The 14,754-nt window shown below is 37.0% G+C and carries 12 protein-coding genes and 1 riboswitch; of the genes, 4 read left to right on the top strand and 8 right to left on the bottom strand.

Features of this window, described 5'->3' with window-relative positions; all coding sequences use genetic code 11:
* Window positions 1–30: 30 nt before the first annotated feature.
* From ACN6NE_RS17120 to phaR, 3 genes are all read right to left on the bottom strand, one after another.
* Window positions 31–1,119, bottom strand: coding sequence for a class III poly(R)-hydroxyalkanoic acid synthase subunit PhaC (locus tag ACN6NE_RS17120; RefSeq protein ID WP_013055939.1), 1,089 nt, complete (start codon window positions 1,117–1,119; stop codon window positions 31–33).
* A gap of 76 nt (window positions 1,120–1,195) precedes the next feature.
* Window positions 1,196–1,939 carry an acetoacetyl-CoA reductase gene (locus ACN6NE_RS17115; RefSeq protein ID WP_013055938.1) on the bottom strand — a complete coding sequence of 248 codons (744 nt, stop codon included), beginning with the start codon at window positions 1,937–1,939 and terminating at the stop codon, window positions 1,196–1,198.
* 81 nt (window positions 1,940–2,020) lie between these two features.
* The gene (gene phaR / locus ACN6NE_RS17110; protein WP_057238759.1) at window positions 2,021–2,620 is read right to left on the bottom strand and encodes a polyhydroxyalkanoic acid synthase subunit PhaR; all 600 of its coding nucleotides are present in this window, start codon (window positions 2,618–2,620) and stop codon (window positions 2,021–2,023) included.
* 392 nt (window positions 2,621–3,012) lie between these two features.
* Between phaR and phaQ the strand changes: the two genes are divergently transcribed.
* From phaQ to ACN6NE_RS17095, 3 genes are all read left to right on the top strand, one after another.
* Entirely contained in the window at window positions 3,013–3,453 is a 441-nt protein-coding gene (gene phaQ / locus ACN6NE_RS17105; protein ID WP_013055935.1) for a poly-beta-hydroxybutyrate-responsive repressor, read from the top strand.
* Window positions 3,454–3,621: 168 nt separating this feature from the next.
* On the top strand, window positions 3,622–4,134 hold the full coding sequence (gene phaP / locus ACN6NE_RS17100; RefSeq protein WP_014461097.1) for a polyhydroxyalkanoic acid inclusion protein PhaP: 513 nt from the start codon (window positions 3,622–3,624) through the stop codon (window positions 4,132–4,134).
* A gap of 142 nt (window positions 4,135–4,276) precedes the next feature.
* Window positions 4,277–4,474 carry an alpha/beta-type small acid-soluble spore protein gene (locus ACN6NE_RS17095; protein WP_013055933.1) on the top strand — a complete coding sequence of 66 codons (198 nt, stop codon included), beginning with the start codon at window positions 4,277–4,279 and terminating at the stop codon, window positions 4,472–4,474.
* 51 nt (window positions 4,475–4,525) lie between these two features.
* Here the strand turns inward: ACN6NE_RS17095 and sigI are convergent, their stop codons facing one another.
* The 5 genes from sigI to ACN6NE_RS17070 all read right to left on the bottom strand — a co-directional run bounded on the left by sigI (window position 4,526) and on the right by ACN6NE_RS17070 (window position 13,023).
* Window positions 4,526–5,236 (bottom strand): RNA polymerase sigma factor SigI, encoded by a 711-nt coding sequence (gene sigI, locus ACN6NE_RS17090; RefSeq protein ID WP_129707027.1) that lies wholly within the window; start codon window positions 5,234–5,236, stop codon window positions 4,526–4,528.
* A gap of 368 nt (window positions 5,237–5,604) precedes the next feature.
* Entirely contained in the window at window positions 5,605–6,420 is an 816-nt protein-coding gene (locus ACN6NE_RS17085) for a TerC family protein (RefSeq protein ID WP_129707025.1), read from the bottom strand.
* A gap of 96 nt (window positions 6,421–6,516) precedes the next feature.
* Window positions 6,517–6,612, bottom strand: a riboswitch (yybP-ykoY riboswitch).
* Window positions 6,613–6,688: 76 nt separating this feature from the next.
* A complete protein-coding gene (locus tag ACN6NE_RS17080; RefSeq protein ID WP_474326123.1) occupies window positions 6,689–9,712 on the bottom strand; it encodes a PAS domain S-box protein in 3,024 nt (1,007 codons plus the stop codon).
* A 159-nt stretch (window positions 9,713–9,871) separates the two neighbouring features.
* Window positions 9,872–10,615 carry a LytR/AlgR family response regulator transcription factor gene (locus ACN6NE_RS17075; RefSeq protein ID WP_013082197.1) on the bottom strand — a complete coding sequence of 248 codons (744 nt, stop codon included), beginning with the start codon at window positions 10,613–10,615 and terminating at the stop codon, window positions 9,872–9,874.
* Window positions 10,616–11,367: 752 nt separating this feature from the next.
* On the bottom strand, window positions 11,368–13,023 hold the full coding sequence (locus ACN6NE_RS17070; protein ID WP_474326120.1) for an alkaline phosphatase: 1,656 nt from the start codon (window positions 13,021–13,023) through the stop codon (window positions 11,368–11,370).
* A gap of 202 nt (window positions 13,024–13,225) precedes the next feature.
* On the opposite strand from ACN6NE_RS17070, the gene ACN6NE_RS17065 reads away from it, so the two are divergent.
* Entirely contained in the window at window positions 13,226–14,746 is a 1,521-nt protein-coding gene (locus ACN6NE_RS17065; RefSeq protein WP_129707019.1) for a spore germination protein, read from the top strand.
* Window positions 14,747–14,754: the final 8 nt, after the last annotated feature.

Genomic DNA, 14,754 nt, shown 5'->3' with positions numbered 1-14,754 from the left:
AAATACTTTTGTCTCAGCCTCGTCTTTATTTTATTTAGAGCGTTTTTCTAGCCAATCGCCGATTGAAGGATATGTTTCCTTCACTGCTTTTGGACCAAATACAACAGATACGTGACCTGTTTGCAACAATTTATACTCTTTATCTTCACTTGAAACAGCGTCCATTAAAGCTGCCACTTGATGCGGCATCGCAATATGATCACGGCTAGCAGCAATGTTTAAAATATTAGCTTTAATATTTTTTAAATCTACTTTGCGTCCGCGAACTTCAAGTTCACCATTGATTAGTTTGTTTTGTTGATAGAAGTCACGAATCCACTGACGATAAGCTTCGCCAGCAAATGGGATTCCGTCAGCAACCCACTTTTGCATTAGCTTCCAGCTTTCAACAAAACGCTGATTTTCCGAGCGGTCCACCAACGTTACATACGGGCCGTAGAAATTCGTGATTGGCTTTAACATCTTGTTTCCAAAGTCAATCATCTCTGGAGGGATGTTTCCGAATGTATCTACTGCTTTATCTAAATTAAAGTAGCGATCATCTAGGAATGCTCCGTATAAACCTGTATCCGAAAAATCAAATGGACTTGTCATAAAAATTAAGTTTTTAATCGGCAAGTCTTCATTTAATGCAGCAAAAATAGATGTCATAGTTCCGCCCATGCAGTAACCAAGAACAGACAAATCAGGAGATTTAGAAGTGCGCAGCACCTTTTTCGCCGCTTTTGGAATATAATCTACAATATAATCATCTAGCTTCATATTGCTGTCTTCAAGCCCAGGAGTTCCCCAGTCAAGCAAATACACGTCAAAACCGCGGTTTAATAAGTATTCAACAAGGCTGTTTCCAGGTGTTAAATCCAAAATATACGGTTTATTGATCAATGCATATACGAGTAAGATTGGTGTTTTATGCAGGTTATCTTTTACTGGCGTATAGCGATATAATTTCGCTTTGTTCTTTTTCCAAATAACCTCTTTTGGTGTTAATCCAACTTCCGGTTCCGCTTCTGTTGTCATAATTTCATATGCACGCTTAAAACGTCTTGCAGAACTTTTATATTCACTTGGCATTGATTTGATTAATTTTTCCCACTCTTGCACGTAAGGAATTGCCACGAATATACACACCCTTTCATTCCATTAGTAGTTAGTTAACAAGCACAGCCCCGACAAAAGTCAGGGCCAGCATTTATTACATGTATAAGCCGCCGTTAATGTTTAACTGTTGTCCTGTAATGTACGCGCCGTCTTTTGCTAAGTAAACAACTCCACGTGCAATTTCTTCAGCGTGGCCTAAGCGACGAGTTGGAATTTTTGCAACAATTTTTGCACGAACATCTTCAGGAATTGCCATCACCATTTCCGTTTCAATAAATCCTGGGCAAATTGCATTAACCGTTACGCCTGTCTTAGCTAGTTCAAGAGCTAATGATTTAGTGAATCCTAGCATACCTGCTTTAGCAGCTGAGTAGTTTGTTTGACCAAATCCGCCCGCTTGACCAATAATTGATGAAATATTGATAACACGACCACCTTCAGATTCTAAAAGGTGCGTTAGCGCAGCTGATGTTGTGTTGTATACGCTATGTAAGTTTACATCAATTACTTTTTTCCAATCTTCTTCACCTAACTTCTTGAATGAACGGTCGCGCGTAATTCCAGCATTGTTTACTAGAATGTCTAATTGACCAAACGCAGCTTTTGTTTCTTCGATTAGGTGTTTTGCTTGATCTACATAAGACACGTCAGCTTGAACCGCAATAGCTTCTCCGCCGTTGTCTTTAATTTCTTTGACAATTGCTTCTGCAGATTCTTTACTGCTGTTATAGTTTACTGCTACTTTTACTCCATTAGAAGCAAGCTCACGTGTAATTGCTGCCCCGATACCTTTAGATCCGCCTGTTACGATTGCTACTTTACCTTGTAATGTTGTCATGAAAAATTTCCCCCTTGCTTCTTCAGCGATGATTTTTACTGTAAATACAGCAGTTAATGTTGTTATAAAATCCCCTATACCTTACTTGCGAGCCGGCTGCTCAGTTTTTTGAGCGTTTGATGGTTTTGCTTCAGATTTAGCTTCTGCCTTTGGCTTTTCAGCTAATTTTTCTTGTTTTTCTAACAGCTGAGCCTGAAGCTGCTCACCTTGAGTTTTAATTTGTTTTTGAATAGTTTCTTTTAACTCGTCTTGGTTTTTTTGCTGCCCTTCAAGAAGAGACAAAACTTTGTCGAGTTTTTTGTCTAACGATTTGACATCAGATTTCAGCTTAGTGACATCTTTTTTCAAAGCAGATGCACTTTCTTGCTGTGCTTCTAATTCATCAAAACGATCGTCAAATTGTTCTTCTAATAATTCTACTTTTTCTTCCACATTGATGACTAATGACGCAACGTTTGCTACATCTTCTTTTGTTGGTACATTTACTTGGTGCAGATAGCGCCCCGTTACTTCATTTACTGCTTGTTGATATTGAAGGTTCATATTTAGCACATTTCCCATGAGCTGGGAAAATTCTTCACGATTCATATTGTCCCCAATAACTTTACCCCAGTAAGATTCGGTTTTGTCATATACGTCTTTCCATGCTTGAAACGGATCAAATACTTTTTGCTGTTCCAAAACTCCATCTCCTTTCTTGTGTACGTTAAAAGTGATGGCTTTCAATATGGACACTTAATGTGACAAGCGACATATTAGAAGCTCTAAGTAAACGCAACCAATTTTGCGTTTATTTATTGGATAATGTAAATCTTTTCACAATTCACTTACCAACAAATTATAAATGTTATAAAAATTACCTACATGTACTATTATAAATTCGTTTCCCAAAATAAACAATTCTAAATCTTTGTTTATTTTTGAATTTTTTTGACGCTTTTTGTCGAAATCCAAAAAATCGTTCTTTTTTCCTGTATTTGAAAGACATGTTTTAAAGTGTTGACAATTTTTTCATCTAGGTGTAAATTACACATATAGAAAACAAATTCTCTTTTTTCGAAGGGGTGATTACCTTGGGATCAAGTGAAAAAGATAACACCTCTAATTCAAACAACTTAGAAAAATCGATTAGCGGTGCACCAAAAAACTTGATGGTTCCTTTTCTTCTTTTAAGTTTGAGAGGTTGGAATCTACATGGTTACAAACTCATTCAGCAACTAATGAGCTTTGGATTCACATCAGTTGATCAGGGAAATGTCTACCGCACGCTGAGACAGCTTGAAAAAGACAACTTGATTACATCGCAATGGGATACGTCAGCTGAAGGACCTGCACGCCGGATTTATTCATTAACAGATGCCGGTGAACAATATTTAAGCATGTGGGCTAATTCACTTGAACAGTATCAAAACATGTTAGATTCATTTTTTCACATGTATACCGACATGTTGTTCCCTTTTAGCTCTTCTTCTTCTAAAAAGTCAAAAGAATCAAAAGAGGAAGAAAACGATTAAAGGGATTCACGCAGTACATCTGCGTTTCCTAATATAATGTTAAATTTCACGGTCAACCAGCGAGCGCGGAATGTTAGGTTTATTACACAACTACGAATTTCTTCTTTAACGTTTTGTTCATTACGATAACTGTTCGCCAGACCAAATTATTCAAGGAGGAATTTGATTATGTCAACAGTAAAGTATGATACAGTAATTGATGCAATGTGGGAACAATGGACAAAGGGGTTACAAAACATTGCAGACGGAAACAAACAAATTGAGCAATGGACGTTAAAAGCACTTGAGCAACAGCAAGAATTTGTAACAAAAGCAGTTGAACAACTTCAAGCAACAGACAAACAATGGAAAGCTGAATTAGAAGATCTTCAACAAAAAACAGTTGAAAACTTACGTAAAACAGCTGGAAACGCTGTTGCCGATTCTTATGAAGAATGGACAAACCGCACGCATGAAGCATTAAATAAATTACAAGAGCTTTCTCTTAACCAAAGCAAATCAAGCTATTCTTTAGTAAAGCAAGCTCAAGAACAATATCATCAAGTAGTAACACAATTAGTAGAAGAGCAAAAGAAAACGCGCCAAGAATTCCAACACGTATCTGATGCATACGTAGAACAAGTAAAATCTCTTCAAAAGTCATTTGCTCAGTCTCTTGAGCAATATGCAGTTGTAAAATAATATATAAAAAAGCCCAGCTTCTTTGAAAGCTGGGCTTTTTTATACTTTCTTGCAAACCATTACCAGTATGCAAAATAGGAAACAACAAATAATACAGGTACAGCAGTAAACTGCTGTACCACTAAAAAGGAGATGACTAATCATGGCTAGAACAAATAAACTATTAACACCAGGTGTAGAACAATTTTTAGATCAATATAAGTATGAAATCGCTCAAGAATTTGGGGTAACTCTAGGTTCTGACACTGCTGCACGCAGCAACGGTTCAGTAGGCGGAGAAATCACAAAACGCTTGGTGCAACAAGCTCAAGCTCACTTAAGCGGCAGCACACAAAAATAAAACATAATTTCATAACATGGCTAAAAAAAGGCACCTGCGTGTGCCTTTTTCTTACATAATATAGTCTTTTAAATACACGTAGTCCCCCGCTAATATAATAACCATCGCGATAATATATTTACGGTTTCTTTCAATTGTTTTCCGGCTTACTTTGACATGTTTTTCAATCAAGCGAATAGGAAGCTGCCGCTTTAAAAACAGCTTATCTTTTAATTCTTTTTCATTGACGATAAAAGATGCAACTTCCACTGCATTTCCCCTTGCATCCTTATGTTTAGGAGACGTGTTAATAATGTCTTCAAGAGTTAATTTAAACAATTTTAGCGTCTGACAAAAATAAGTCATTTCCTCTTGAATATATGAAGTTTCACTTTGCCTTTTATAGTTAGAAAGCGATATATCCCTTTCTACCTTATCTTGAATAAAACCTTCATTTTCAATTCGGTTATAGAGCAGCGTTTGATTTCGCTTTTCTTTTCGAATATAGTCGATTACTCTTCTTTTAATAATAAGTTCCGCAAATGCAAGAAGAGATCGTCCTTTTTGGATTGTGTAATTTTCAATGGCTTCATTAAATGCAATCAGACCAATGCTAAATTCATCGTCAGCTTCACTTATATAACGTTTACATACAGCTGAAACAACTTTAGCAATAAACGGTTTATATTGTTGAATCATTTCATTATGTAATTGTTTATCCCCTTGCTGAATCGTCAGTACAAGCGTTTCAAGCGATGGAGGCGTTTGAACTTTTGTGAGCATTGGCTTCACCTCTTTTACTATACTCAGTTGCTTTATACCATGTTAATATCCATTCTTTTGATGACGAACAGGGTTGAGAAGCGCTCTGCTCCTTTTAATTTCCCTTTATTATAACCCATAATAGCTCAATTTTACCAATTAACATACATTTGAAATATATGTTTATAAACTGAAATAAACTTCATTGAACTGAAGTACTCACGGCTCTGTTCTCTACAGAATATGAACGAAAAAGCAAAACATTCGGATATACAGTAATTAAACAGCAGTTAGTTCTTTTACCCTTTATTTAAACAATCTAAACTAGGTATTTTATCCCCATATAAAAAACGCGCCTTCAATTAACATTGAAGGCGCGTTTTTTTGTATTATTGATTTTCAATTTTTTTTAACGATTCTTTTTCTTTCTCTGAGCCTTCAAGATCAGTTTGTTCTTTATTTTTAGATAGAAACCAGCCTGAAGCAGCTATGCCAAGTAACACAATCCAAAACGTAATTTTCCACACTTTTGATTCAGGGAAATGTTCATTAATAATACCTAACTCCGGATGAGCAAGGGTATAGACCGCTAACTTAACCCCTACCCAGCCTACAATAGCAAAAGCCGCCGTTTCTAGGCCTGGGCGCGTATTTAATAGCTTGACGAACCAAGTTGCAGCAAAACGCATAATAATTAATCCCATAATTCCTCCGGCGAAGATCACCAAGAATTGTCCGCCGTCGAGTCCGCCAATTTGAGGAAGATTTGTTGTGGGCAACGTAACGGCGAGAGCCACAGCGGCCAAAATTGAATCAACGGCAAAAGCAATGTCTGCTATTTCTACTTTTAAAACCGTCATCCAGAAACTTGAGCCCTTTTCCTCGTCTGCTTCTTTCACTTTTTCATGATCGTCTTTTTTCACATATCGCTTCACAATATGATTAATGGAAATGAACAATAAGTAAATGGCTCCTATAGCTTGAAGCTGCCATACGTCGACTAAAAAGGAAATCAAGAACAACGAACCAAATCTAAAAATAAAGGCACCGGCTAATCCGTAAAATAATGCCTTCTTGCGTTTTTCTTCCGGTAAATGTTTGACCATAATAGCCATCACAAGAGCATTATCCGCCGCCAAAATTCCTTCTAATGCAACCAGCACTAGCAATACCCATCCATACTCTAACAAAAGTGATGCATCCATAAAAATCCCCTCTCGTTTCTTTGTATAAGTTTATTTATCCTCATTACCGGAATAAAACACAAAAAGACCTTTGCCAAATATGGCAAAGGTCTTGCTAAGCATAATCATTATGCCAACAAAGCCGATGGAATACTCCATGTAATGACGACTTTGTTTCAGGTTTCCCTGACGCTACTCCCCTTTACTCCGTAAGAAGTAAATGTATTAAGTTATTTTTATTTTATAAAAGGTTCATTAATAAGTCAATTAAAAGCCCCCTAACCTTTTGTTAAGCTTTTGTTAAGCGTTTTAATACGTTCAAAAACGTTGAAATATGAATAGGCTTTGTTACGTATTCACTAAAACCTACTAAAAAAGCTTGATCGATATCGCTTTGCATCGCGCTTGCACTTAGAGCGACTCGCGGAATATGCTTCAACTCTTTTTCCAGCTGAAGCTGTGTGCATACCTCAAAACCATTCATATCAGGCAGGTCAATATCAATTAAGATCATATCCGGTGAAATGGACCTGATTAGCCCGATGCCGTTTTCTCCTGTTTTGGAAACTAAGAGCTTAACGTTTTTATATGGAGAAAGAATCGATTGCATAAGCTCAATATTTGTATCGTTATCCTCAATATACACAATTGAGATCGGCATAGAAAAACCTAAAAATAACTCAGCTTCCCCTCCAACTGATAATCGTTTAGGAACAGGTGGATGTACTAAGGGAAAACGCACCCAAAATGTACTGCCTTTTCCTTCTTCACTTTGCACTCCGCACGTTCCATTCATTAATACAACAAGCTGTTTTACAAGCGCCAACCCAATTCCTGTTCCGTCTTTTTCTAGTCTATTCACACGGTAGAAAGGCTCAAAAATCCGATTTAATTCTGAAGCTGGAATTCCAAAGCCCTTATCTTCAATCGATATAGTTACGTGATGCTGAGTGATGTCAGTATAGATAGTGATATCGCGATAAGCGGGCGAATATTTAATGGCATTGGTAAGCAGATTTAATAAGATCTGCTGAAACCGAAGTTCATCTACTTCAACAAAGACTTCTTGGTATGCATGAAAGTGAGTATAAAGTATACTATGCTTATCCTTTGCTAATGGTTTCATAATTTTAAACGCGTCTTCAATCGCCTCTTTTACCGACACCGGTTCAAGATTAATGGCTAAGTGACCTGATTCAATTTTCGATAAATCAAGCGTTTCATTTATCAAATAAAGAAGATGATTACCTGCTTTTAAAATTTTTCGTATACGATTCAATTGTTTTTCTGTTAAATCTTTTTCCCCTTGCTCTTCCAATATCTGTGCATAACCTAAAATACTGTTTAAAGGCGTACGAAGCTCATGGCTTACTTTTGATAAAAATTCAGACTTGGCTTGATTTGCCTTTTCGGCTTCTTCTTTTGCTATAATCATTTGCTGATTGGAATGAAGCAAATCTTGTTCTTGTTCCTGCTGTTTTGTAATATCATAAAATGTGACAACTACGCCTTTATAATATTTGCTTTCTTGAAGAGGTTCAGCATTCACTGAAAGCCAAGTCAACTTTTTCTCATTTAAATAAATGCCCATAACCGTGTTTCGTACGGGCTCTTTTGTATGAAGACAGCGGACAGATGGAATGTCTTCCAGTGCAAAAGCTGTGCCATCAGGATGAATAATTTCCCAGTCTAAACCAAACGGGTTAACCGATAACATTTGGTCGTAAGGCACGTTTAGAATTTTAGCAGCGTAGGCATTGGCAGCAATTAGATTTCCTTCAAGGTCATGAAACACCACACCTTCTGACATTGTAGAAAGAACGGAGCGATACATGCTTTCACTTTTAGCGAGCTTTTCTCTTGCTTCGTGAAGATCGGTAATATCTACTATAGAACCAATAACTTCTTTTACTTCTCCTTTGTAAATATGAGGTATTAACTTCGTATAGTAAGCAAAATTGTTCAAAAGTACTTCATAAGACACCTTCTCTCCCGCCCATGCTTTCTCATAGTACCTTTTATTTTCTTCGGCGTAGGATTCAGGCAAAAATTCTTCAAGTGTTTTACCGACAACATCTATTTCCTCATATCCCATTTCACGAACCATTTTGCCTTCGCACATGGTATGAATATATCCTTTATCGTTTTTCACAAATTTAAAAATAGCCCCCTCCTGCTGTGAAAGCGTGCGTTTTAAATCTTCTTGTAAATCCAGAAGCTGCTGTTGAGCCTTTTTTCGATCTGTCACATCTTTGGCAATAACGTAACTGCCTTTAATTTGACCATGAACAATAATAGGCATTTGCGTTACTTCAACATATACAGGCTGATCATCTTTGCGAATGAGCGTTGCCTCATAATAAACAGAGTCTCCGCTCAGGGATTTCCACATATATTCTTCAGCTTTCTCAGCTTCTCTAAACATATAAGGAAACGGAATTTTCTCCATTTGATGCAACGTGTATCCTGTTAGTTCTGTTCCTTTTGGATTAATCGTTTGAATATTGCCGTACAAATCAACCGCACACACAATATTGGGATTGTAGTTAAAAAGAGATTGATAATACTCTTCTTTTAATTGACTTTCTCTCACTTCTTCCTGACGCTTAAAAGCAGCAACGAGCAGGAAGACAATGAGCAGCGTAATTGTGATACTTGCAATAATATTGGAAAATGGCGCTTGATATGGCAACCACTGGCCCCATTTTCTAGCAACGGAGTGTGCAATATGCAGCTTCATTCCATACATACTGATGAAATGCATAACTGAAATTCCAATGCCTAATAAAATAGAGCTAACAAGTTTAAGAAACGGATTAGCTTTCACACTTTTCGAACGAAAAAACAAGTGCATCGCATAAAATGCAACGATCAGGGCGATGATAATGGAAAGCAAAACAGATAGCACGGCATAATGAATGCGTGCTTCTGTTTCGATTGCTGCCATTGCAGTATAATGCGTACCCAGAATACTGCTTCCTAAAATAAGCCCTGACCATACCGACGTGCGCCATTTCCAGAATGTCCAAAACGCACCTAGTGACCCGCTAATCGCTATTATTAAAGCAAGGACAGAAAGTACAACATCAAAATGAAAGCTAACAGGAACGTAATAAGCAAGCATAGCAATATAATGCATCGCCCCCACTCCAAGCCCCATTGAAGCCGCTGACAGTGTAAGCCACAAATAATTGTTCCGGTGTTTTTTCATCATTTTGCTCATAATATCAAGTGCTGTATAAGAGGCAAGAATCCCTACAATGACAGCAAGAAATACGGTAAATTCATTATAGTGACCAGTAATTGAAATCATTTTCTTTCCTTTCAATTCAACGTTACTTCTTCTATCTAACTCTCCTCATAAGAACTATATTACTATCATTTGTTCCGAAAGCAGACACATGAAATAGACGAAACTTACATAAGCTTCGTCCTTTCATCAACATAACTATTTTAGAAGCAGCAGCATTTCTTAATTCGTCATTAACTGATGCAGCTGTTTTTGAACGTCTTGGATTTTTAATTTTGAGATATGAGCATATTCATCAATTTCTAAGAAATAAACAAGATATGTTTCGTTTTTTGGTGTGATGTGCGAAACTTTCTGTAAATTCACGATATAAGACCGGTGTGTTTGACTAAATACAGAAGGGTTCAAATACATATAGATATCACTAATATTTTCATATGTCTCATAGACACGTGATTGAGTATAGATCAAGCATTTTTTTCCAGATTTTTCGATAAAAATAATTTGATCAATTGGAATGTAGTAAGTAGATCCATTAAATTTTACAGGCAGTCTTTTTAATTGCTGACCTGGCTTTTTTGACTGATTTTTATCAATTCCAATGGAGTTTTTTGCCCGCTCTAACGCCATATAAAGCCTGGTTTTTTCAATCGGTTTTACAATGTAATCCAATGCTGACAGCTCAAATGCCTTCACAGCAAATTCATCATAACCGGTGATAAAAATGAAGTTTAAATTCGGCTTAATGCGCAGGCACTTTTTTATGGCATCTACACCGTTAATCGTAGGCATATTAATGTCTACGAGCAAAAGGTCTGGACTCTTAGCCATCACTTCCTGTACAAGCTGCTCCCCGTCTTTGCAAATGCTAATCACTTCAAATTCCGGAAGCTGTTCTATAAAATAATCTAAAATTTCAACCGAATCTTCGTTATCATCGGCAATAATTAAGTTAATTTTGTTCATCCTGACTCCCCCTAGGATACAATGTTAAAGTATAGTACGAACTATTGCCCATTCTGCTTTATGCATGTCTACACATCGTTATAGTGTTTTTATGTTGAGATGAATAATCTACACGGAAGCTAATCGTTAATGGAACGCATAACGATTGTTCATGGGGAATATTGCAATAATTGTAGGTTTTCTAGAAGAAGAAATAAAAACCGTTTAGCTATTATCATTTATTTTCCTAACAATGATTTAATACCCTTTTTATACTCTGTAAATCAGCATGTCAAAATCTTTATTTAACATTTTCAATAAAGGCGGCACGCTTTTTTCAATCATTTTGTTTTCTCTTACTATTAAAACATGTTCTACGCTCTTTCACCCGTACTTTTATTATTTTTTTACTTTTTATTCAAGGTAATTACTTACATATCATCCTTAATAACCATGACTTTGTGATTTCATCCAAAAAAATTTATGTATTTTTTATTCATTTTATTATAAAAATTCTAGCATACAAAGTTATGAACTTACATATGTATTCCGAACTAGTTCCTCTTAAAACTATGATTATTATACCATTTCATAGTATAAATTACATATAGTTAAACGTGAAGACTCTCCATTCCTTTAAGTTTTCAAAGCTATTTATTTGTAAAATAAATCAATTCATTCTTCTATAAAGGCTACATACACCTAATTAACCGTCTATTATTTGTAAAAAAACAGGCCTAAAGTTATAACCCGGCCTGTTTTGCATTCATTTCTTATTTTTCATTTTTCACAATTTGCTGTGCTTGTTTCGGTACAAAGAAGCGATTCTTTTTATCCTGTACCACCACACTGTCCATTTGAATTTCTTTTCCATTTACAATCGCAATATTTTTGTTTACTGGAAAACGTACCGTTCGCTTATTGTTTGTAACAACCAGCACAGGGTTGTTTTTGTCTTTTGAGTCAACCGCTACCTTTGAGCCTTTAAAAGCTTTATTTGCTTCAATAAATAATTCATTTGTTAACTCGTTTAAGTTAATATTCATTGATTTAGCCATATGTTTGGCAATCTCCGTATTATCAAAGTGCCCCGTTGGTCGATTTAAGCCGTACGAATACAGAAATACATCCTCACCCGTATGACCACCCGTTGTGAATCCAAGGTTTGCTCGGTTGGCTAATAACTTCGATAGTGTAGCACCGATTTCTTTTTTATCTCTTGCTTTAGTCAGCTGCGCTTTTTCCTCTGAAGTTAGATTTGATAAACCATACAACGCAGCTACTTCTTCTTTATTTAATAAATCTTCTTTTAATTTAGACGTAGCACCTTCTAACGTCATTTTTGCTTTTTTTAATGGATCAATATAAGCAGAAACAGGTGTGGTGTCGTATCCTTTTGTTGTATTTGCATTACCGATTGAAAGACCGCTGTTTCCGTGATCGGCAATTGCAATAACCATCGTATTTCCATCTTTTTTAGCGAACTCTACTGCTTTACCCACTGCCTCATCAAACGCTAATACATCGCTAATCATTCCTACTGGATCATTCGCATGAGCTGCCCAATCCGTTTTGCTTCCTTCAACAAATAAGAAAAAACCGTCCTTATCTTTGGATAGTGTTGTTATTGCTTTATTTGTCATCTGGGACAACTTTGGCTGTTCTGCTTTTGTCTGCGGTCGGTCCATATCATACGCTAAGTCTCGGTCGGCGAAGCTCCCCCAGATTTTTTTGGCGCGTGACTGTTCTAATTCCTTTTTATTTTCTACAAAGTCATATCCTCTTTTATTCAATACATTGACTAAGTTTTCACCGTCTTTCCGGCTTTTTTCTTCTTTTCCCGGAAGAAGAGATTGCTTACCTCCTCCAAGCACTACATCAATGTTTTGATACACTTGCTGCTCCGCTAGCGTTTGAAAATCATCACGGTTATAGTTATGGGCTGAAAAACCAGCTGGTGTGGCGTGCTGGATTTCAGAAGTAGCCACAATTCCTGTTGCGCGCCCTGAAAGCTTTGCTCCTTCTAGAACGTTTGCTACGGGACGAAATTGATCTTCTTTTTCTACGGATTTAACCCCAGGTGTATTCACTACTGAAGGAAGCACACCTACATAACCTGAATTTGATTTATTTCCTGTTGCTAAAGCAGTAGCTGCCGGAGCGGAATCTGTAATAGCAGATTCTGCCGAATACGCACGTACTCCCCCGGCCATCAGCTGATCCATATGTAACGGTTTTCCCTTGTACCATCTTGCGAGTGTAGTAGCATTTGAACTCGTCCCGTCCATTACCATCATAATGACATTTTGAGGTTTCTTAGCTGACTTATGCTCCACTTTTGCTTCCGTTTGAATAAGTGAGTTTCCTACACCAAACGAGGCCAGTGCTACTGCTCCTGCCAGTGTAATACCTGCTAATTTTTTCTTCATATAAATGTACCCGCTCCTTTATTTTATTGTCTTCGACATGTCTAAAGTTACCATTCAAACGTAAATCCACTGTTTATCCACTGTAAAAGAGTGTAAAGTTTGTCTTTATATCCTTCCTTTCTTCGTGAGAAAAAATAGTCGAATAAAAAGGAAGTACATGAACAAACTACCAGTAATAGAAAGTCATGCGAGGGGCACGGTTATGTTTAAACATTTATTTAAAAAAAAGAATGCAGAGGATCAGCCCAAAAAAACATTGGATGAACTGATTAAACAATTTAAAAAATCAAGTGATTTCACAACATTAGCCATTGGTTCGCAGCATCGAAAATACATTATTACTTATTTTAAGCAGCTCGTAAACATGCAAAGTGTTGAAGATAAAATACTTGAGCCTTTTCAAAAATTAGACTTCACCTTAAGCAGTGTATATGAAGTCGAAAATGTTCTGCCGATTGAAGATATTTCCGTTACAAAAGATACAAAAGAAATTTTAGAAAAGCTGCTGCGCGGCTATGTGATGTTTCAATTTCATAAAGACGATAAGCTAGTAGCTCTTATTAAAGTTCAAAGCTTTGATACAGGGTTTCGAAAAGAAAATGAAACGGAAAATGAGTTCAGCGTCGTTGGACCTAAAATTGGTTTTGTAGAGGATTTAGATGTCAACCTCTACTTAATGAGAAAAACGGTCATTTCCGAAAATCTTATTTTTAAAGAACTCACCGTAGGAAATAAATCCAAAACGCGCGTCGTTCTTGTTTATTTGGAAGGCGTAACGAACCCTCAGCACGTAGACACTATGACGCAGCGCCTGGAAGATATAGATTTCGACGTCATTTTTGATAGTACGATGCTTGATCAGATGATCTCAGATAATTCGTCTACGGCGTTTCCACTCTTTTTAACAACAGAGCGGATCGACCGAGTCCTGTTTAGTCTGTTAAACGGGCAAGCTGCCTTCTTTTCGAGCGGTTCACCCTACGCAGTTACAGGTCCGTCAACGCTGCTTGACTTTTTTATTTCACCTGAAGATTACTATTTACCGTGGGTTCTAGGATCATTTTTCCGAGTTATTCGTATTTTTGGCGTCTTTTTCTCTATTTTTGCTACGCCTCTTTATGTAGCAATTGTTACATATCATTATGAGATGCTTCCAAAAGACCTGCTGGGGCCTATTATCTTTTCAAGGACAAACGTTCCTTTTCCACCGGTCATCGAAGTACTTTTTTTAGAAATCACCATTGAACTGCTTCGTGAGGCCGGAGCCAGACTTCCAACAAAAGTAGGTCAAACACTGGGAATCGTAGGCGGAATTGTTATTGGGCAAGCAACAGTAGAAGCTGCGTTAACAAGCAATATTTTGCTTATTATTGTTTCATTGACAGCTTTAGCCTCTTTTACAACGCCTATTTTTAAAATGTCTAACACGATCCGGCTGCTACGTTTTCCGTTTATTTTGTTTGCCACTGCGTTCGGTTTAGTCGGCATCACCTTTGGTTTTTGTTTCTTGCTGGTTCATTTGCTTCGTTTAAAATCTTTGGGCATGCCTTATCTTGTTCCGCTTTTTCCGTTTCGGCCCACAGAGTATAGGGATACCTTTCTGCGATTGCCCTATAGTCATACGGCCAAGCGGCCAAGCTACTTGCGTCCTTTAGAGCGCTTCCGCTATAACCCCAATAAAGCGAATAAGGCTAAAAGAAAAAGTAATTTAGATAATGAGTAAAGCGGGGA

It is taken from the genome of Priestia sp. 53B2 (assembly GCF_056099005.1).
The sequence above is the reverse complement of the archived record's forward strand: the minus strand, read 5'-3'. Positions and strand labels throughout refer to the sequence as shown.

What these genes read in the sequence shown, in the direction of transcription:
- ACN6NE_RS17080 (WP_474326123.1), bottom strand. Translation starts at nt 9,712, where the DNA reads ATGATTTCAATTACTGGTCACTATAATGAATTTACCGTATTTCTTGCT.
- phaP (WP_014461097.1), top strand. Translation starts at nt 3,622, where the DNA reads ATGTCAACAGTAAAGTATGATACAGTAATTGATGCAATGTGGGAACAA.
- ACN6NE_RS17095 (WP_013055933.1), top strand. Translation starts at nt 4,277, where the DNA reads ATGGCTAGAACAAATAAACTATTAACACCAGGTGTAGAACAATTTTTA.
- ACN6NE_RS17075 (WP_013082197.1), bottom strand. Translation starts at nt 10,615, where the DNA reads ATGAACAAAATTAACTTAATTATTGCCGATGATAACGAAGATTCGGTT.
- sigI (WP_129707027.1), bottom strand. Translation starts at nt 5,236, where the DNA reads ATGCTCACAAAAGTTCAAACGCCTCCATCGCTTGAAACGCTTGTACTG.
- ACN6NE_RS17065 (WP_129707019.1), top strand. Translation starts at nt 13,226, where the DNA reads ATGTTTAAACATTTATTTAAAAAAAAGAATGCAGAGGATCAGCCCAAA.
- ACN6NE_RS17070 (WP_474326120.1), bottom strand. Translation starts at nt 13,023, where the DNA reads ATGAAGAAAAAATTAGCAGGTATTACACTGGCAGGAGCAGTAGCACTG.
- ACN6NE_RS17115 (WP_013055938.1), bottom strand. Translation starts at nt 1,939, where the DNA reads ATGACAACATTACAAGGTAAAGTAGCAATCGTAACAGGCGGATCTAAA.
- ACN6NE_RS17085 (WP_129707025.1), bottom strand. Translation starts at nt 6,420, where the DNA reads ATGGATGCATCACTTTTGTTAGAGTATGGATGGGTATTGCTAGTGCTG.